Source organism: Candidatus Babeliales bacterium (assembly GCA_019749895.1).
Taxonomy (GTDB): Bacteria; Babelota; Babeliae; order Babelales; family RVW-14; genus AaIE-18.
In genome coordinates, this window is sequence record JAIEPG010000002.1 from 50,058 (window position 1) to 70,742 (window position 20,685).

Below are 20,685 nucleotides of genomic sequence, written 5' to 3' on the forward strand. Positions count from 1 at the left end.
CTTTAAAGCGTTATAATGTAGTAAAACCATATGAATAAAGGTAGATCAACATACAGTTTTTTTCAACTTAATCCAGCAATATCATGAATTTTGAGCAAAAAAGTGGTTATTTTAAAACCTAGCCAAAAATAAGCCGGCACGCCTGATCAAGCAACTGGCCAATTTTGTCTTCTTCAAGACGAGTAAATGGTGTCAAAACATAGTCACCAACCTCATCTCTGTTTTCTGGCCGCCCTATTCCAAACCGAAGGCGCCAAAACTCTGCCCCTACTACCCCCATAATTGAGCGCAAACCATTGTGGCCTTTAGCACTACCACCAAAGCGCATACTCAGGTTGCCAAAAGGCTTTTCAAGCTCATCGTGCACAACAACAACCTGTTCTGGCTTAATGCCTTTTTTGGTAAGAAATGACATAACCTTGCCTGAATCGTTCATAAACGTTTGGGGTTTAATCAGGTACACGCTGCTCACGCTGCCATCAACCGTCATTGAGGCCTGAGCTACGTCCATTTTGTCAGTTGACTGCCAAGCAGCATTCAGCTGGGCGGCCAAATTTTCAACAACACGAAAGCCAATATTGTGGCGCGTCTTGGCATAACGGGCCCCTGGGTTGCCCAGGCCAATCACCGCACGAATTGTACTGGCATTAAAAACATAATCTTGTAGTTGAGCTTTGCTCACCATAATCCCTTTTCTTCAGCTAAAGCGTTGGCTAAAAATTCATCAATAGCCAGCACCGTAATGGTACTGGGCACCTGTTCTTGATCAAGTAACAACGAGTTGGTAACGTAAAGTTTATCAAAACAGCCATCTTGAACAAGTTGATGCGCACCAGCCGACAAGACCGCATGCGAAAAGCAACCCTCAACCATGCGTGCGCCATGCTCACGAATACGTTGATACGCATGCAGAGCAGTACCGGCAGTATCAATAATGTCGTCAATGACTACAACCCGCTTGCCCGCCACATCGCCGGTTAATGTCAACGAAACTGACTGGTCAACCCCGATACGCGTTTTTTCAAGCGTTGCCAGCGCTAAGCCAAGTTCTTGTGCCAAAGCTTGAGCGCGCGCCAACCCACCAACATCTGGCGCAGCAATACACGTATTTCGATCAACGCCCTGCTGTTTTAAAAAATTTGCCCAAAAAGGCACCAGTGAAATGGTTCGTAACGGAAACGGTAACAACAAAGCATTTTGAGTAGAATGAACATCGCAACTAATTAGCTCATCAAAGCCTGCCGCTTGTAAGAGTTTGCCAACAAACGCAAAGCTGCCGGCAAAACCAGCAGCATCTTTTTTGTCGTGGCGCGCATATGGCAAATACGGCAAGAGCCCCACCAGCTTTTTTACCCCACGCTGTTTAAGCGTATTTGCTACCAACAAAAGCTGCCATAATTCGTTATTGATATGATATTTTGGTTTATCTTGAAGACAAAATGAAGAAAATTGAAAGACCAGCACAACAGTCTTACTAACTAACTCTTCTTCTGACATAGTCAACGTAACCAACGATTCAGTATCAGCAAAATTAACGAGATTGTAGGTAACCAAAGGCTTACCCAGCCTCATACTGAGCAGTTGAGCAAGCCTTGAATTTTGACAACTTACAATCACCGCTTACTCACTCACAAATTATGAAAAAAACTTTTTCCAGAACGGTTTTTTTTGATATTCAAGAACTTTTTGAACTTCATTGGCCATTTTAAAGAGCTCTGGGAGCTTGGTAAACATAACCACTAAGCGCTTCCACGTACCAAAAGCAACCGCGGGCATGCCGGCAACTACACTACCATCGGCAACATCATGCATAATTCCGCTCTTTGAAACAATCTTTACGCGATTACCAATCTTGATGTGATCACGAATGGCAACAAGTGCACCAATTTGACAACCCATCCCCACCGTAACGCTACCACCAAGAGCGGTAAACGGCAAAATAACGGTACCAGCACCAATGCGCACGTTATGGGCAATATGCACGCAGTTATCAAGCTTAACCATATCGCCAATAACCGTTTCATCAAAAGAGCCCCGGTCAATGGTGGTATTGGCACCAATTTCTACCTCTCTGCCAATTCTGACAATACCAATTTGTGGCACCTTGCGCAGACCCTGCTTACCCATTTGGTACCCAAAGCCATCAGAACCAATAACCGCACCGGCATGAATTATACTGCCATCACCAACTATGGAATCATCAAGAATTCTTGCGCCTGGATGCACTAAAACACCCTTGCCGATTTGACAATTGCGCCCGATATAAACAAGCGCGCCAATAACGCTACCCGCGCCAATGCTAACACCCGGAGCCACTACAGCGGAAGGGTCTAGCTGAACGTCAGAAAATAAAGATCGAGCTTCAGCTGAAACTCGATCTTTATTTTGAATATACGTAACTAATTTTTGAAACGCTTGCAGAGGGTCGCTAACGAGTAAATACTGCTTATTGTCAACCAGCTTTTGCGAGGCCAAAAAAAGACCCGCACCGCTCTGCTCAATTACTTTTGACGAAATATTGTCAAAAACCGAAGCATCACCACGTTCAAAAATAACTGCTAAATCTTGGGGGCAGGCTCGTTCTAACGAAGCGATAGTATTGACTACAAAGGAATCGTCAAGAGTACTGGTACCCTCGCCAATAATTTGTTTTATTTGACCAAGTTGTAATGCTAATTTCATAAAAGCCGCCCTAAGAGGTTAATTACGCAGTTTTAACAGTTGCTTTTTCTTTTTTTGCAGGAGCTTGCGCTACTGACTTCGTTGTTTCATTTTTTGAGTATTCTGCATCAAGAGCCTTCAAAACATCGCTGGTTTTGTCGATAGCTTTTGAAACACACAATACGCCTGGAGTATTTTTATCAATAATCATGCCCCAATTTTGTTCAGACATAAGTCTGTCAGCTACTTTACGTTGTTTGTCATGAAGTTGCATTTGGGTTTTTTGAATTTCTTGACGAAGACTTTGCTCTCTGAGAGAAAGTGTTTTGCTCTCTGCATTTTTCAATTGAGCAAGAGTTTCTGTTTTTTCAGCAAGTGCTTTTTCGCTCAAAACTTCTTTTTGGTCTTCAATTTCTTTTTCAAGCTTGCTAATCTTTTCGTTAGATTCTTTAGCATAGTCTTGAAATTTTTGTACTTTTGATTTGATATCTTCAGTAAGAACTTTACCTTCTGCTGATTCTTGCATAAGCATTAAGCTGTCAATTGAAACCAAGGTCTCATTTTTTGCAAATACCATGCCAAAATTGAACGCTGACGCAAACGCAAGACCTAACAATACTTTTTTCATAGTTACTCCTTTGAAAAAATCAGTGATACATAAAAAATTACGTTTTTTCTTTTGTTATCAGAAATCGTAGCTTTTTTAAAAAACAACGTCAAATTGAGTTGATTTGGCCCAAGATATCAAATCTTTTAGGTTGAGCTAAAAAATCTCGTCGATAATCTTTTTCACATCTTTTGAAGATGAAGTAACCATTGCTCCATAAAACAAATCGTCATATTCCCGCGTGCGCACTACCACCGGCATTGGCACGGCATGGCCCATCAACAACACCTGTTTTTTGCTATCCAACGTTGCCAAAATGGTACGAAGCCCAGTTGCATTGCTCACACCGGTCAACACTGCCTGAATGTCACGATCGTCGTTGAGCAGGGCAACAATCTTGGTGCCAATTTGCGAAATAATTTCAGGATCAATGCCGGAGGGCCGCTGATCAACAACCAGCAACGAAACGTAATATTTTCTCATTTCACGGGCGATAGTACCAAAAATTGTTTGGCGAGCAGCCTCTGGATTTAAAAATTTATGGGCTTCTTCAATAGTTATCAGCAACTTGCGCGGCTCATCGCTTTTATTTTGCGAAGCCAAAAACTTTTCAGTCTTTGCCATATATTCTTCGTGAATGCGGCGCGTTAAAATGTTGGCAACCAAAAGATAACACAGCATTGAAGTCTGATTACCAAACTCCAAAATAACGTGAATACCCTTATCCAAACACTCCATCATGCGGTCGATAATCGAATTGCTCGATGTTGATCGTTGCAAAAAAGGAAACCGCTCTATGCGCTTAAGCTTGCGGTACAAAGCACCAACCGACTCCACATGTGCACCAATTTGGTCGGCAAATTCTTTGAGCGTGCCCTCTTGGCTCAAGAGCACTTCAAGCCACTGCCCTCGATACTTGCTAGCAATCAAATAGGCAGCTTCAAGCGCTGTTGGATGCAAGTTAAGTTCTTGCTGCAGCGACATCACATCTTCAACATGAATGTCTTGATAGCTCAAAACAACTTCATAGTCCGGCGTGCAACCGCGACGACGCGTTGCATCTGGATCGAGCGAAAAGATAGCAACTTTGTTGGGAAACAATGTCTTTAAACCTTTAACAAATGAATGCCCACCGCCCTCTTTGCGAGCCTGATAGCCATATTCACTGTGCATATCAAAAATCAAATTAACTGCTTGCTCACTTTTAACCATACCCGCCAAAATGAGCCGCGTGATAAACGTTTTACCCGTTCCCGTTTTACCAAAAATACCATTACTACGCTCGGTAAAACGCTCAAGGTCTAAACAGACTGGCGTTTTCATGTCCAGCGGAGAGCCAATGTGAAAGTACTTTTTGTCTAATTTTTCATCACCAAAAATGTCGGCCACATCTTGCTCACTGGCATCAAACACTTGTGCAAAATGACCGGGAATAGTTTTTACCGGCATTTTGTGATTGTGCTGGTCAATCATAAGCATGGGCCGTAATTCAACTTTAGCGTACATATCACGCTGCTTGAGCATTTCGGTCAACAAGGCCTCGTCCGGCGACGGCGGAAAGAGCAAAATGTCGGGATGTGTAACTTCTAGCTGCAAGTCGGTGATTAACGAAAAGAAACGGTAGTGCTTACCAACAATAGAAACAAACTTGCCCGTCTTAATTTCTTCCAACGAACAGTCTGCGTTTAAGCGCATTATTAAGCCTTCAACCAGCGAGCCAAGTAGCACGTGTCCAAGACATTTACGATTTTTCTGATCAACCATGAGCGCTCCTTATCCAGGTATCAACGTTTTAACATTCTTTAACTAATACCACAAAAGCGACAACATGTAATCGTTCATGCGCCAAAGAAAGATGAATAGTAAACTTTGGCAGCTGCTTGCCAATTTTGCGTTCAAATGCTTGCCAGTCTACACAAAGCTGCGGAATCTCCCACGTTTGCTTAATAACCTGCACCTGCTTGCATAAAAATAAAAACGAAAAGGTCGTCTCAGTAAAGCCCAGCTGCACCAGTGCTGCACTCAGCGCTTTAAAAAAAGCCTCTTTGGCGGCAAAGCGCACCGCCAGTTTTTGCGCTTGATCATGAGCAGACAAACGTGCAAAACCGCATTCACTCAGCTCAGAGTCTGAAAATATTTTAGAAAGTTGTTCACGAGAAAAAGAAAGCCACGCGTTAAAGCGCGCAACTTGGGCAATATCAGTACCAACACCAACAATCATGCTTCTAGCTTTTGGTCCAATGAGCGATACATAATTGCCTCTTGAATATGCTTGCGGTCAATCTGCTCGCTTTGGTCCAAGTCGGCAATAGTACGCGCTATTTTTAAAATTTTATGATACCCACGCATGCTCAAGCCCAAACGGTCAAAAGCCAGCTTAACTACACTTTCTGCACCATCAGTCAACTTACAAAACTGCTCGATTTGTGTTGAACTCATAAACGCATTGCGCATGGCACCAAAGCGACGCTCTTGCAACACAACCGCGCCATTAACCAGCTCCAACATTTGAGCAGAGCTCATGCTTGCAAGCTCAACGCTCTTAATCTCTTCATAATTTACCGCAGAAACGTTGATATGCAAATCGATACGGTCCAACAACGGGCCAGAAAGCTTGCTGATATAATTTGAAATTTTTTGCTCAGTGCACACACATTTCTTTTTCTTGTCGCCATAATACCCACACGGGCACGGGTTAAGGGCTGCCACCAACAAAAAGTTGGCAGGGAACTCAACCGCGCAACTGGCACGCGAAATAAGCACTTTTTTATTTTCCAACGGCTCACGCAACACTTCAAGCGTTGGCCTGTTAAACTCTGTCAACTCGTCCAAAAATAAAACACCGTTGTGTGCCAAACTAATTTCGCCAGGTCGCGGGCTTGAGCCGCCACCAACCAAGCCAGCCTGCGAAATGGTATGATGCGGCGCACGAAATGGTCGATGCACCATCAATGAACTTTTGCCCAGCTGACCAGCAATGGAATAAATTTTTGTAGTTTCAATAATTTCATCAAACGACATCGGCGGCAAAATGGTAGCAAAGCGCTTGGCTAACATTGTTTTACCAGAGCCAGGCGGCCCAAGAAATAAAATATTATGCCTACCAGCTGCCGCAATTTGCAAAGCACGTTTGGCTAAAATTTGCCCTTTAACTTGATCAAAATCAAGCAGATGGTTTTGCAACGTTGTTTGAACATTGTCAAACGACGACGGCGTCGGTTCAATAGCGAGCTCGCCGCGCAAGTACGCAACCAGCTCTGGCAACGATTCAACGCCAATAATATCGATACCTTTAATTAAACTTGCTTCATGCGTATTTGCTTTGGGAATGATAATGCGTTTCTTACCGGCTTTAAGAGCACCATGCGCAATCGACAACACCCCTTTTACCGAGCGAATAGAACCATCCAGTGAAAGCTCGCCCAAAAACATGGTCTCAGCAATAAATGCCGGCGCAAGGTCAATCAGCTTGGCTGCTTGCAAAATGGCAACAGAAATAGGCACGTCAAAAAGAATATGCTCTTTTTTAAGCGAGGCTGGGGCAAGATTGACGGTAATCATACGCTCCGGCAGACGAATGCCGCTATTTTTTATAGCAGCGCGAATACGGTCTTTGCTTTCGTTAATTGCCTTGTCGGGCAAACCAACGATATAAAACTTGATCATACCAAAAGAAAGATCCGCTTCTACCTGAACCTCGTGAGCGTCGATACCGACCGTTGTTGCTGAATAAACTTTTGCGTGCATAATAATCAAAAAAAATTTCTTATGTGAAAACAAACAATACTTTTGCCGATAAATAAAGCAAAGTAGGTATAGCACTATTTTTTCTAATTTGCAAAAGATGTTGCTTGATCAAGATTTTTTGAGAGAAAGCTTACTCTACAAAGCCATGATTAACTTCAAACAATCTCACTATTTTTTTGCTAGAATAACCCATCTGAACTAAATGCCCAGGCGTACGCCCATCACTATCGGCAAGGCGGACATTGACACGCGCATAAAACAGCTGCTCTACCGCATAGTCATTATTAGATTCAACAGCAACGTGCAGGGGTGTTTTGCGCTTTGGATTAGCATTATCTTCTACATGAGCACCAAACAAAAGAAGCTGAAGAACAATCTTATTATTTTTAAGACGAATAGCCTCATGCAACGGCGTACCATTGATTCCCTGAATGTTAATATTTGCTCCAGACAAACACAACAATCGAACTTTCTGATAATCGTTATCACGAACTGCCTGCATTAAAGGATCTTGTTCTTCAAGCGGCGAAGGAGTGCGCGAAGCAACTCTTTTTAAAAGGCAGCAAAGGCTTCGCGAAGAGCTTATTTCTGAATCTTCATCATCTTCTGAACTTGTACCAAAAGATTCTACATCACTCCAATCATCACTTGAGCTAGCCCAACGCGAACTATGGCTCCAATAACTTGTATCATCAGAACTTGACTCATCAACAGGCCCGCACTCATTAAAACAATGCCCAGAAGATTCTTGTTCAAAGAAGCCTGTTGGACTTTTTACCATACCCTGCACACTTGAAAACCCACACAATAAAAGAAAAATTATTAGTAATCGCTGCATAACAATTCCTAGCGCTTCTCATTAAAAATATAAAAACAAAATAATATAACACAGAAGAATGCGTGAAAAACCACCAACCCCCAAACACAAAAAGAGTAAAGCACAACTGCTCTAGCTTTTTCAAGGGAAAGCAAGTTTATAGTTATTAGTCACTGAATTCAAGAGATATCATGCGCTCAAACTAAAAGAGCCCCACCAGAACAATCTGGTGGGGCTCTTAAAATTAACGTCTAAATGTTTAGGATTTTGCTGAACGCTTCTTAGAACGTTTTTTTGAATGCTTGTTAGAGTTTTTAGAACGCTGCTTAGAACTTGTACTAGGAACCGTTACCGCAGGTTTTGGAAACAATGCAATAATGTCTGGGTTCTCAAGAACTTCTGCCAAATGGGCAGGTGTATAGCCATTCTTGTCCATAAGATTTGTATTAGCTCCAGCTGCAAGCAATATACTAATCGCATAGACATTATCAGCTTCTACTGCAACATGCAATGGCGTTTTTCCGGTCAAAGCATCTAACTCATTCGGATCAGCACTTTTTTGAATAAATTGCACTACCAAATCATTCTTGCTACAAAAAATAGCTTCATGCAACGACATACACTCTATCTCTCCTGAATCTGGCGAACTTTTACCAGAAGACAAAGAAGATGGCGATGAGGAACCAGGAGTAAACGGCGTTGCTGTTCTCAAAAACGGCAATGGCGATGGTGATCGAGAAGAATTTGGCGACCTACGAGAAAACTTGCTCAATATTGAGTTTGTACCAGGAGAAGGAGTTCGCAATCTACAAGGACTCAAAACAGGGCTGGGCATCTCAATCTCAAGATCGTCTAAATTTGGCATAATGTATTGACTACTTAACGACGACGATGTTGATGGTTGACTGCTTGCACCAAAATTTGGTAATTGACCTACTCTTTGCTCCAAAAAACAATCAGAATCATCAAACTTTAGATTATGTAAAGCTGATTGCTCCCATTCCTTGCTGACAGCAACGGGTAAACTACTTGGCACAAACGATGCAGAAACGGGCAATTGCTCAGAAACAATCATCGAAGATGATGACGATTCAGGAGCTTGGCCACGAAAACTAGCCCAATCAAAATCTTTATCCGCTCGCCTCATACCCCCAAAGGAAGGTGCTGGTTCAGCCGATGGTTGACGTGATGAAGATGACGATTCAGTAGGCGTATCAAGAAAAGCAGCCCAATCAAAATTCTTAGGGCTTCGTTGCATAGCACTAAGATTGAACGATAAAGATAACACGGTAAAAAATATAAATAATTTCTTCATAGAAATAACCTCTCTTTATTATAACAAGAACAAACAAAAGCTACTGTTTGTATCAAGTACTACTGAACAACGTCCGTATTGTTTAGCAGCATGGTAAACATGTAGTAATCCAAATGCTTAAAAAACTCTTGATGAACAGGCAATCTCTTAAGACAAAGAGACATGATGTACTGAAACTAAAAGAGCCTCGCTCAGAATGAACTGAACAAGGCTCTTTGAACTTAAAATCTAATTTATAGTGCAAAATTAATTGCAAAATCAAATTTCAAATAACTGACGCTTAGCGACGTGAGAAACCACCGCGGTTACCGTTGCCATTGCTGTCACGGTTTTCACGGGATCTTGCTTCACTTACTTTAAGTGAACGTCCACCAACGTCTTTGTTGTTCAAATCTTGAACAGCTTGTCTTGCTTCGTCGGATGAAGACATTTCAACAAATGCAAAACCTCTGGAGTTGCCTGTGAATTTGTCTTTAACGATGTTTACGGACTCAACGTTGCCAACTTGTGCAAACAAGTCTCTCAATTCATTTTCTGTAACTGAGTAACCAACGTTACCAACGAACAATTTGCGATTATTCATAACAATCTTCTCTGGAAATACGACTAACACAATATACCTACACGCCTCTTTGCCACATATCTTAAACATAAAAAATGGAACTTGACCAAAGAACTGATCTAGAAACATTCTCTTGAAGAACACACATGTAAAAGAGACTACATAGTCAGAGTGACACATCCAAAGCTAAATGTCAATTAATAACCGGCCCTCTTTTTCTCAGACCCCTCACAAATCAAGCATTTTAGCGAAATTATGACCAGGATTTAAAAGAATATTTAAATAGCCTCGAGAGAGCGTTTTAACACGAGAAAACCCTATTTTTTTCAAAAAATCATGTATTTTTGCCATTCCAGGCCCTGGTAAGGCCTGTGGGTCCTTAAGCTCAATTTCAACAAAACTGCCCAATTTGGGCAATTCATCAAAAGCCACCTCAAATTCTCCAACTCGACAGACCGTACGGCGCTTTTCTACAATAAGCCGCACAATGTAGCCCAGCGACAAAAAGAGGTCCATCATTGCCTGGCCGTCAACCACCTGAGTTTCGCACTCCTGGCATGAAACAATTGCCTCTAACTGCTCGTCAAAGGTACGTACCTTACTGGTCACAAAAGCCTGCTGGCCGGCTTGGCGCACCCGTACCAGCTTGGCATATTCAATAAAACCATGCGGCGAATCGAAGAAAAAACTTTCATACGGATTGTCAAAGTAATAGTCGTGCAACATTTGCGTTGGTTCCAGCTGCGTGTGCTGTGCCAGCCATGCGTGCATCAGAGCCATCTGTTCTGCATCAAGTTGCAACTTCATCTCAACTTCATAAATTTTCATAATATTCCTGCTTAAACTAACGTTGGAGTTAAAAATATCAACAACTGCTTGTCCACTTTTGCTGTACGCCGCCCTCTAAAAAACCAACCAAAAAAGGGAATCTCTTGCAATACCGGTACCCCCGTTTGCGACTTTTCATTCCGCTCTTCAATCAGCCCACCAATCAACGTGGTCTGCCCGCTGCTCAACAAAACCCTGCTCTTTGAACGCGAGGTGCGAATAGTGTAGTTAAACGTGGTACGCACGCCGTTGGGAGCACTCACGCCCTCGGCAGGAATTGTTGGTTGTGAAACCATAGAATTTTCAATAAACACATCTAAAAAAACCGATTGATGGTCGGGAGAGACTACCGGCTTTACCGAAATTTTCATACCAATATCTTTGTAATTGATGGTGTTAACGTTGGTAGGCTGCCCTTCAACCGTTTCTTGCAACCTAATTTCTTGTGGCATTTCTTCACCAACCAAAATTTCTGCCGTCTCTTCACTTTTAATTAACAGCGTTGGCTTCAAAATAGTTTTTACTTCATTGCGATTTTCCGCAGCATTTAACAGCAGGTTAAGTCGCTTGGTTTCCAAAGTTCTATTACCAAAAATAAACGGGAGCTTCAAATTAAAACCGCCAATCAGGTTGGTTGGAATAAAGTTTAACGACCAGGGAAAAAGGGTTCTAAATGGATCATTGGGGTTTGCCGGATTTGTAGCACCAATACCAAGCCCTGCAAAACCAGTATGCTTTAAACTGGCACGCCGGTCATAAATGCCCGACCAGTCAAAACCAATAGCATCTTCAAAATCTTTTTCAGCCAGCACCACCCGCGCTTCAAGCCGCACTTGCGGTATTTTTTTATCAATCTCGCTCAAGCACAGTTTTAGATCATCACTTTGTTGCTTTGACGCTCTCAAAAAAATCTTTCTACCTTCATCGTCAAAAACCAAATATTCGCCGTTCTTGCCCGCTTCTTTGCCTACAATACCCTGCCACAAGTTTTCAACCCGCGTTTTAAACGCGGCATCCCAACGCGCATTATACATGGTCACACACACACTTTGCAGTGATCGCTTGCCGGCAACGCGCAACCGCATGGCCATAATGCCGGCAGCCACGCCCGCACGCACCACTCGCCACACACCAACGTCTTTGATCAGCGCTAAGCGCGGCACATGATTGTTCAACAAAATATTGAGCGCTGAGCCTAACGAAATATCATTAAAATCAAACGCTGGCACTTTGCCCTCAACATCACTGTCTACCAAAATTTTAATACTCGAAAGTTTGCTCAGTAAACCTATCGCTTGTTTAATTTCAACATTTTTTAAATTGATCGTAATATTTTTTTTAATCAGCTCGGGGTTTTTATACTGCTCAGCAAGCGCGGCATAAACTTCATGGTCGGCAACGACTTCTTTTTTTTCAAGCACAAGCGGCCGCTCATGCTTTGGTGCTTTTTTTCCCTGCTTACTTTTAGCACGGCGCTTGCGATCTTTATCACTCTGATCTACCACCGCCCGCTTAACCAGCTTTTCAATATTTTCAAGCTGCTCCAGCTCTTTTGCCTGGTGCTCTTGGGCCATCAAGCTCAAGGTGGTTGGGGGCATTTCGGGCATATTATAATGCGAACGCACTCCCAAATCTTCTGACCTGCAAATAGCCGTGCACATAACAAACAAAAAACAGACAACATTACGATACATCATTAACTACACTCCTTTTTTCAAGAACCAAGAACCTAGTTCATCCAGAGTGTAGTAATCCTTTTACCACGTTGCAACCCAACCTTGTTTTTATGCACCAAGACAACACGATAGCCGCCAACACGGTCACCCTGAAAGACGGTGTGCTGCTCATCGTCGGCCAATGCAATGACCGCACCAATCGTTTTGCCCTGCCCCACAATACCCAGCAATTGTGGTTTAAACGTAGCCACGCGAGCCGCTCTGGTTTTCTTTTCAACAAAAAATGGGTCACGCAACATGACCGCCGGTTTTTGTGCGCACACAAAATCAAAACTGACTGTCACTAACCAACAAAAAATAATAAAATTTTTCATACTTGTGCCAATCGAACTAAGCGCATGGTTACATGGACCTGAACCTGTTGGTCGAGTGCGCGTTTACACCAACATTCTTTACACTTAACGGCGCGGCCATTCTTTTCAAGCTCACTCAAAAAAGCAACAATATTGCGATACGGACCACGCATTTTTAAGGTCAAATATTCTTTCTCTAAAAATCCCTTGGTACGTTTTGCAAGCGGCTCAAGCCCTTTGCACGCAACTTGGTGGCGCTTGAGCAAGACCAACACATCGTCAAGTACCCGCTCTGGCTGCCACGTGCGCACCAGTGCCTCATACTCCTGCTTGGTTTGCTCATGCGCAGCAACAACTGCTTTGTTTTGTTCAAGCACTACTTGCTGTGCGGCAACCTGCACCCTCATGCTACCACACGCCTGCTCTGCCTGCGCTATGGCATAACGCACTGGCCAAAAATATACCGCCGTCCAACTGGCACCAATAACCAACAACAAGCCCACCGTACAACTTAAGCGCATCCAAACAGACAAGCGACGCGTGTGCACCACCACCAGCGACTCATGCAACCAAAAAGGCATACTCTCTCCTTTTTTTCTGCCAAGCGTAATCAGAAAATAATCTGCATGTAAACAGTTTGATAAGTAAAACAAAACAAGCAAAGCCTTGCCGAAATTTTGCCTCGTTTACCAAACTAAGAAATGTATTTTTTATAAATTTTTTTAATTGGAAACCTATGAACAATAAAACAATCATACTTTTTTTATGGTGCTTTTTTTGCATACGAACCAGCATACCTGCTTCGATAACGTTAAATCCAGAAATACTGCTAGAAAAGGCCGAAAAGGTAGGCCTTGGGTACAAAGCAGCCAATCTCTTAATTTTGAAAAATTATATAACCCACCTCGATACTCTTAAAAAAACAACCGGCTACTCACTGCAAATCCCGGAATTTGCGGTTATACCTTCGCACGAAGTTCAGCAGTTTTTTAAAAAAAACAAGCTTGCACTAAAAAAACGCTGGAAAAAACTGTTACACAAATACTCTCCAGCAACACGTGAACAATTTGTAGCTAATAAAAAATTTTCTGAAAAATTTTTACATGATCTAAAAACAAAGATTGAAAAACTCATTGTACACCTCTTTACCACCAAACAACAAACAGAACAGGCAACACAAGATTTTTTTGTAGGCCTCAAGCAACAAACGCGTAATGAGCTGCGCAAAGTGATTGAAGCAGCAAAAACTATGAACAACAAACTCGTGGTGCGTAGCACCGGCAAAGAAGATACTGAAACACTTGCCAACGCGGGTGGCAACCAAACGGTTCTTAATGTTGAACCCAACGTGCCCGCCCTGGCTGCCGCACTAACCAACGTTGTTGCTTCTTACTTTTCTTCCCGCTCACTTACGCAACGCCTCAACGCCGGCGACCCAACACTCTTTGATGCACCTTTTACTCCCGCACTAGTGCAACTCATGATCAGCGAAAAGCCAAATGATAACAATCCTTCAACTATTACACGCTGCGGCGTTATGTTTACTCAAGATCCAAGTAGCGCAACATCGGGCAGCGTTAACGGCAAACTAGGCTGTACTTCTGGCATCACACTCATTCAAGCGTCGTACGGCTTAAACGAAGGCGTGGTCAATAGCACCGTACCAGTAGACACTTTTTACGTTGACCAAACAAACATTACGCACGCCATCATTCGCAAAAAAAATTTCAGGCTTGTTCCTGGCAGCACCAGCGGCAGCACAGAACAAAAACTCAATCCTGCAGCATTGATAGATGCTCCCGCATTGCAACAACCGGCCATTGTCGCGCTCAAGCTCTTGGCAACTGCTCTTGAAAACTTTTACCAAAAGCCAATGGACATTGAATTTGTAATTGATGAAGCACAAAAAATTATTTATATCGTTCAAGCACGCCCGCTGGTTCACAACCAAACGGGCACACCGCCAAACTGGCTAGACCGCGCTCAACTACACAATGCAACCATTTTTGAAGGAGCAACGGTAAGCGCTGCCAACAGCACTGTGCGCATAGTTAGCAACAAAGAACAGGTAATTATTAAAGAAACTATTGGCCAGGCACTCAGCGCTTATCACAATGTAGATCCAACAACAGTACAAGCAATTATTATTGGCACACCTGCTGCAACAACATCACACGAGGCAACCTGCTTTCGCAGTGATCTTAAACCGGTTATTTTTCTTGACCAGTGGCAAGAACTTGCGCAGCAAGCACACAATAAAAAAACGCTTCTTGTTGATGCTCAGCAAAGCCTTGTCGCCGTACTTGAAAAACCTGAAACTTTTGAAAACCTCAAACAAAAAAGTATTGTGCGCGATGGTTGGGTCTGCTACCCAGCGCCCACACAACTTTCGTGCCTTGCAACCAGCAACACCCACGCTCACACGATTCTTGATCTGGACCAAACAACGCGCTACAGCACACGTTTTTTACAAAACTGTCTTTCAACGCTTGCCACTACAACCAATGCAACCGAGTGCCGCACAACATTAAGCGCCCTGCTCTCTTGTTGGCACAACGCATTAGAACCGTACCAGGAAACGGTGGCAGCGTATGACTTTTTACAACAAGAGTATAATGCGCTTCTCACCAATTTTCTTTCCTGCGCAGACCACGTACAACTCATGCTTAAACACCAACCAGGCAGCCCCTTGCACATCAAACGCTTACTGCCCATTAAAGCACTGGAAGCACTCATAACCCAATCACCAAACAGCGCTCTTGTAAACAGCCATTCGTTTACGCATTTTTTAAAAACGGTACAAAACATAGCAGCTATTAAGCATGAAAAAACCAGCCAACAACAGGTACTGTTAACAAAACTTGGTAATGAAATTTCGTACACACCAGCACTTGCACAACGCTGGAGCGCGCTTGTTAACGCTTTACCAACTGCAGCACTGGAGCAATGCGCCAACATTATTGCCATGATAAACAGCTACAACATTCTTGAGTTATGGTTTCACACGTCGGCCAGCCAGCACCTTAAAACAATCAAGGAGCATTCTTTAGAACCAGAGCAAGCAGAAAACATAATTACTATATTTGCCCAAGAAATTCTGACCGATCACGATTTTTTAGAAACACTTCATACAAAAAAAACAGTACTTGAAACTATGAATCTAGAACACGCAGCCGACCCCGCAACATTTACTAGTTGGTGGCACAACGTTACTACAAATATTCTTGATTATTTCGTGAAACAAAAAAGCTTTGCTGCTTCATTTAAAACAAGCCAAAAACTAGGCAGGCTTGCTGCAGTACAACTTATGCAACAGCTCGTCAGTTTTTTTGACAATGCTCTTAAAGCAGTAACCAGCAGTAACAAATTTACCCAAACAAGCGACAAAATTACTACGTTTAAAAAAATGCTCATACAGTATTTTGCACTATTACAATCGTGGTGTTACAACCTGCCCAATGTAGAACAACTATCTTCTTACAGCACCAAAAATAAGAAAGATTCTAGCCCAAAAAATCTCTTCATCAAGGTTGATACTATTTTGCAGGCAGCAAGCGCTACCGACCCCAACCAGCTACGCACCACAACACCTGGCTTTAACGTTGCCAATGCAACCATTGGCTCTGGGGCAAACTGGGAACGCACACACCCCAACACGCTCGAAGAGATATTTACGTTTGTGCATCAAAGCTTACTTGCTGTGTTAAGCACACTTACACAGCACGAAATTTCTTTACACAATTTTGGCGCAATCCAGCAAATGCACGACTTTTTACTCAACAAAACAAACCTCTCAACGCATTCAGCTAAAAAGATCAACGTTATTGGCGTTGATGTGCAAGGACCACTACTGCGGATTAACTACAGCTTCCCTCAGCGCTTGCACAGTGCACTTGCCACACTTACTTTTGATAAAACAACGCAAACGTGCTCACTACAATTTTCAATGATTGGATTTAACCACAACGGCCGCTGGGAACGCTGCCTGGATTTTTTAGAACTCAAGAGCATGGTTAAAGGCATACCACTAGTCAAAGCCGAAGTTTTAGGCCAACGATTTAATAGTGCGTGGCAATGGCAGCTTGACGCCACAAAGCCAGAAAAGCACATCCTGTACCTTTCCGATCTTTTTAAAATAGCGACCATTATTGCTTATCAATTTAACACGTTGCTGGGAAGCAATGAAGATAAGCTTTTTGATCCAACTATATCAGGTTCCATTGCCAAGATTTATGAGAACACAGACCGATCAGAATCGTATCTCATTTCTCACAAAAACGCACTACCAACACCTGCAGCAAAAAAAGCATTTTTTGATAAAGCGGCACCTGTAGTTATACACCTCTCACGCCACAAGCATCGCGCGCACTGGCTGCTACCACAAGCACTTGCGTACATTCGCACAAACCCAACCCTAATCACCAACGAGTTGTTCAGCGAGGTTGTTGACATTGCCAACAAGCTTGCCACACCCGACAGTGACTATGCATTGGAAACAGAAATTTTTTTATACCGCAAACAAACCAATGCAGACAATGGGCCAAATCTTAGCGAAGCAAAAAAACGGTTTTATCAAACAACGGTAGAAAATTACTATCAGATTATGCCTCCAGAACGCATTCAAGAAGTACGCGGTAACGCAAACAAAAATAAAACAACCAAGGGCATGCTTGCTTTGTGTCTTGAGCTGCTCAACACTGCCACCACAACCTCACGAGCACAGAATAACAACGGTACTGATAAAAAAAATTAAGGAGCCCCTTGCGGGACTCCTGTAAAATATTTATATCATCTTTTTACGATTAAGATGAAGATGATGCACCCGAGTCAGTGAAATATTTAGCCATAACAGTAGCCAAAGATGTTTTCTTTTTTGGACTTAAATAGCCTGCTTGAATGTACAAATGCAACAGGTTTGCACAATCTCTAGCTAATTCCTGGTTATTTGGACCAGCTCCGGGTTTATTAAGAAAGGCTATAACCATTGCCAAAAATGCTTTACTCTTGAGCCCTGCTCGTAAACCAGTAAAGATCATAAGGCCCATTGCTTCTTGCTTGTTATAATGTTGTATCAAGTCCAAAATATTAACCCCTGCAACGGCTGCATCGCCAAGTAATAATTCTGGTGAAAGAGCTTTCATAAATTGTGAATACTTGTGTTCTCTTGTGGAGTCATTCTTCCAGCCTAGAATTGCAACAGCTTGACTTGCCATAGCACCAAAAGCCAAATGCAAAGAACTTTCAATCATGTCACGTCTCAAGTTTTCAGCTTCTACCTCAGACAACTCCTTGGTAGACAAGTTACCGGATGCATCTTTATACGTGATCTTGGCACCCGTAATCAAAATACCTTTATAAAAATCATAAATATAATTTTGCGAGCCTTTTTTCAATGAACCCAATTCACACACCCACCCAATTGGATCGTAGCCAAGAGCACCTGTTGCTAAAGCAAAATCTGTATCGATAACTTTTTTTGCCGCATAAACTTTACCCTGGCCAGGCACAAGCCTTGTTCTTATATAACCATCCAAAGCACTTGCATTATTTTTTGTTGGAACGGTAGGTATCTTAGCAACACTTTGGTTTATGCCCGACTTCTTATCAAAACGCTTAACCACTTTTTGACTTGGAGTTTCTACGGGTAGCACAGGAGGAGTTGGCTGAGGCGTTGAAGAGGATGGCGGCGTTGGAACAGTTGGCAAGGACTTCGTTAATTGCTCTTCCAATTCTTTTACTTTGTCATCTGCATCGTCAATATCTTGCTCTTCTTTGGCTATTTTTGCCCCATCACGTTCGTTAATCGCGGTAAGCAACATGCGCGTTGTAATCATAATAAACATATGGCGTTGCACTTGAACACCAGGAGCATTATAAATGGCATCCAAAAATTTCCCATCTTTAGCCTGTCCCTTCTTTGCAAGAACACCTGCTGGCGAATATTCACAACAAGCATCAAGAAGATCTGAAAGCGCCGAACCGTTACCCTTTACATATTCTAAAATTTTATAAGAAAGGTACTTTGATGGAGCTACATAATTAGCGTTCTGCCCAATGTAATACAATATTGCATTAAGCGCCCACACAAGCAGAACAGGCTCATTGCCGCCAGCATTAAGCAAAGAATAAGCTGAAATTAAACTTGGACGCCTGTATTGTAACTTTTTAATAATCTCATCATACGCCTCTTGCGTATTCAAAATATTTTTCTCAATAAGATATCGAAAAAGATCGACCGCTTGTCTTAGCTTGTTAACATTCGGCTCCATCGGATCCATGTAATTAAAGGTAACTTTGCCGTCACTTGATAAGAAATCTATCAACTTATCTTTGGCAAAAGCCAAAACAGCTTGATTGTCTTTAAGATTGTCCTGAGTGCGCACAATCGTAAACCAATCGGTATAGTCTGGAAGACCGCTTCCTCCTGGAGGAAAAGCCTTCAACCCTGCCTCAACTTGAGGTACCGTCATCGAAGCCCCCTTTGGCCCAGACTCTACTCCCATTTGGGCAAAAGCATGATATTCATGCAACATTACTGCAAAAGTATCTTTGCAAAATTGGCGAATAGCTGCGGATTCACTATCAAATGCACCACTTTTAACCTGAGCAAGAATTGCAAAAAATTCCTGACGCTTTTGTTCAATAGTTGTAACATTTTGTGCATCAGCAACAAGTGCCGCATCGAGCGGCAAGGTATTGTACGGGTCAACCCACGCACGATACACGGCATTCAACGAATTAACATCAGTGGCAGAGCTTGCAAGATCTTCAAATTGGGCTTCTTGGGCATTTTTTAGGGCATCAAGTTGCTGTTGAAGATTTTCGATCTGACTCTTTACTACATCAACATCAGATTGGGAAATGCTTGCACTGGCCTGCAAAGTAGCAATTTGCCCTTTCAAGGCAGACAAAGCCCCTTCAAAAACGGCTTTGTCTGGTACGGCAACCGGCCCAGAAGTTCCAGTTATTGGTGGGGTTGGTTTTGGTAGCGGTACTGGTGGCGTTGGTTTTGGCGAAGTTGCATGCACCAACATATGCAACTGGTGGGCTAACTCAACCTGCTTTGCTTTTAAAATCTCAAGCGTTTGCCGTAAATCATTAAGAGGCCCGGCGGCGCCATGCAAACTGGAACAAACAAGAAAAAAAATGGGCACAAAAAAATACTGCTTCTTCATACAAACTCCTTCTGCTTATCCAAAAAATTGAAAAAAGACTATTGTTAGTAAAGCAAAAAGATAATTCTTCGAGCAAGATTTTTTAAAATCAACACAAAAAGAAAGGCTCAATAAAAAAAGGACCTCTCAACAATGAGAGGCCCTTTGCGTGACTAACTAAAACTAAAAATTATTCAGCTACTACTTCTTCCCGAGAATCACTGTCATCACTCACGCTTTCTTGAGTAACAGGAACCTCTGGCTGTTCTACCACAGATCGAAACGGCACCGCCGCTGGCACAAAACCAGCTGGGCGTTCTTGTGGAACAATCATTTGTTGGGGCTCAACTGTTGGCACAAGATTTGTTTGCTCTTCCTGTGGTGCAAATTTTTCAGCATAATAACGCTCAATAAATTGTTCTTGAGCTTTTGTTTCAATTGAATGAGGTCTCAGTCTGCGAACCAATGCAATAGCATCTTGCGGTTTCATTGCTTTTTTTGCAACAAACCAACAGGCCAAAACGGTGCCCGTTCTGCCCTGGCCAGCAGTACAATGAACCACAGCTCCCTTATTTTTTGCTTGAACTTCATCTACTTTAGTAACGAAAGTTTCTATTTGTTCAACTGTTGGAGTATGAAAATCTTTAATTGGCAGATGCAAAACTTCAATAGCAACATCGTCTGGCACAGTAAGACCTGCAAGCATACTTTCGGTTAATGAAACAATAAGTCCAATACCCTGATCTTGCAAAGCATAAAAATTACCAACATTGGTTGGACGAGCCATGCCAGCAAGACGCGCATTTTCCTCGGTATTTACAAACGAAAAATTGCGCGGCAAAGAATTGGCAGCACTGTGCAACGCACCGGTTAAGCCAAAAATAGCGAACAAAGAGAAAAACTGCTTTTTCATAGTAAAATTCCCACACATAACAACAGACCAAATCAACCTCACTACTAAGTTT

The 20,685-nt window shown here is 42.6% G+C and carries 17 protein-coding genes; 1 reads left to right on the forward strand and 16 read right to left on the reverse strand.

Going from position 1 to position 20,685, the window contains the following annotated elements; genetic code table 11:
- Positions 1–118 precede the first annotated feature (118 nt).
- The 14 genes from pth to K2W90_01345 all read right to left on the reverse strand — a co-directional run bounded on the left by pth (position 119) and on the right by K2W90_01345 (position 13,147).
- Positions 119–685: an aminoacyl-tRNA hydrolase gene (pth, locus tag K2W90_01280; protein ID MBY0352978.1), complete on the reverse strand. Its 567-nt coding sequence runs from the start codon at positions 683–685 to the stop codon at positions 119–121.
- Complete coding sequence (gene prs, locus K2W90_01285; protein MBY0352979.1) at positions 679–1,617, reverse strand: ribose-phosphate diphosphokinase; 939 nt, start codon at positions 1,615–1,617, stop codon at positions 679–681. The genes pth and prs overlap by 7 nt, the downstream gene beginning before the upstream one ends.
- Positions 1,618–1,635: 18 nt before the next feature.
- Positions 1,636–2,682, reverse strand: coding sequence for a UDP-3-O-(3-hydroxymyristoyl)glucosamine N-acyltransferase (gene lpxD / locus K2W90_01290; GenBank protein MBY0352980.1), 1,047 nt, complete (start codon positions 2,680–2,682; stop codon positions 1,636–1,638).
- A gap of 22 nt (positions 2,683–2,704) precedes the next feature.
- Positions 2,705–3,289 (reverse strand): OmpH family outer membrane protein, encoded by a 585-nt coding sequence (locus tag K2W90_01295; GenBank protein MBY0352981.1) that lies wholly within the window; start codon positions 3,287–3,289, stop codon positions 2,705–2,707.
- 135 nt (positions 3,290–3,424) lie between these two features.
- A complete protein-coding gene (locus K2W90_01300; protein ID MBY0352982.1) occupies positions 3,425–5,032 on the reverse strand; it encodes an ATP-binding protein in 1,608 nt (535 codons plus the stop codon).
- Between the two features lie 28 nt (positions 5,033–5,060).
- Positions 5,061–5,489 carry a 4'-phosphopantetheinyl transferase superfamily protein gene (locus tag K2W90_01305; GenBank protein MBY0352983.1) on the reverse strand — a complete coding sequence of 143 codons (429 nt, stop codon included), beginning with the start codon at positions 5,487–5,489 and terminating at the stop codon, positions 5,061–5,063.
- On the reverse strand, positions 5,486–7,024 hold the full coding sequence (locus K2W90_01310; GenBank protein ID MBY0352984.1) for a YifB family Mg chelatase-like AAA ATPase: 1,539 nt from the start codon (positions 7,022–7,024) through the stop codon (positions 5,486–5,488). Before K2W90_01310 ends, K2W90_01305 begins: the two co-directional genes overlap by 4 nt.
- Before the next feature lie 121 nt (positions 7,025–7,145).
- Positions 7,146–7,853: an ankyrin repeat domain-containing protein gene (locus tag K2W90_01315; protein MBY0352985.1), complete on the reverse strand. Its 708-nt coding sequence runs from the start codon at positions 7,851–7,853 to the stop codon at positions 7,146–7,148.
- A gap of 238 nt (positions 7,854–8,091) precedes the next feature.
- Positions 8,092–9,147, reverse strand: coding sequence for an ankyrin repeat domain-containing protein (locus tag K2W90_01320; GenBank protein MBY0352986.1), 1,056 nt, complete (start codon positions 9,145–9,147; stop codon positions 8,092–8,094).
- 280 nt (positions 9,148–9,427) lie between these two features.
- The gene (locus K2W90_01325; protein ID MBY0352987.1) at positions 9,428–9,730 is read right to left on the reverse strand and encodes an RNA-binding protein; all 303 of its coding nucleotides are present in this window, start codon (positions 9,728–9,730) and stop codon (positions 9,428–9,430) included.
- 207 nt (positions 9,731–9,937) lie between these two features.
- Entirely contained in the window at positions 9,938–10,537 is a 600-nt protein-coding gene (locus K2W90_01330; protein ID MBY0352988.1) for a class IV adenylate cyclase, read from the reverse strand.
- A gap of 11 nt (positions 10,538–10,548) precedes the next feature.
- Positions 10,549–12,234, reverse strand: a complete 1,686-nt coding sequence (locus tag K2W90_01335) for a type II and III secretion system protein (GenBank protein MBY0352989.1) — start codon at positions 12,232–12,234, stop codon at positions 10,549–10,551.
- A 32-nt stretch (positions 12,235–12,266) separates the two neighbouring features.
- The gene (locus K2W90_01340; GenBank protein MBY0352990.1) at positions 12,267–12,587 is read right to left on the reverse strand and encodes a hypothetical protein; all 321 of its coding nucleotides are present in this window, start codon (positions 12,585–12,587) and stop codon (positions 12,267–12,269) included.
- Positions 12,584–13,147 carry a hypothetical protein gene (locus tag K2W90_01345; protein MBY0352991.1) on the reverse strand — a complete coding sequence of 188 codons (564 nt, stop codon included), beginning with the start codon at positions 13,145–13,147 and terminating at the stop codon, positions 12,584–12,586. Before K2W90_01345 ends, K2W90_01340 begins: the two co-directional genes overlap by 4 nt.
- Positions 13,148–13,302: 155 nt before the next feature.
- Here K2W90_01345 and K2W90_01350 point away from each other — a divergent pair, with 155 nt between their 5' ends.
- Complete coding sequence (locus K2W90_01350; protein MBY0352992.1) at positions 13,303–17,319, forward strand: PEP/pyruvate-binding domain-containing protein; 4,017 nt, start codon at positions 13,303–13,305, stop codon at positions 17,317–17,319.
- A gap of 49 nt (positions 17,320–17,368) precedes the next feature.
- On the opposite strand, the gene K2W90_01355 is transcribed toward K2W90_01350, so the two are convergent.
- Both K2W90_01355 and K2W90_01360 read right to left on the reverse strand, forming a co-directional pair.
- The gene (locus tag K2W90_01355; GenBank protein ID MBY0352993.1) at positions 17,369–19,741 is read right to left on the reverse strand and encodes a hypothetical protein; all 2,373 of its coding nucleotides are present in this window, start codon (positions 19,739–19,741) and stop codon (positions 17,369–17,371) included.
- A gap of 169 nt (positions 19,742–19,910) precedes the next feature.
- A complete protein-coding gene (locus K2W90_01360) occupies positions 19,911–20,633 on the reverse strand; it encodes a dual specificity protein phosphatase family protein (GenBank protein MBY0352994.1) in 723 nt (240 codons plus the stop codon).
- Positions 20,634–20,685: the final 52 nt, after the last annotated feature.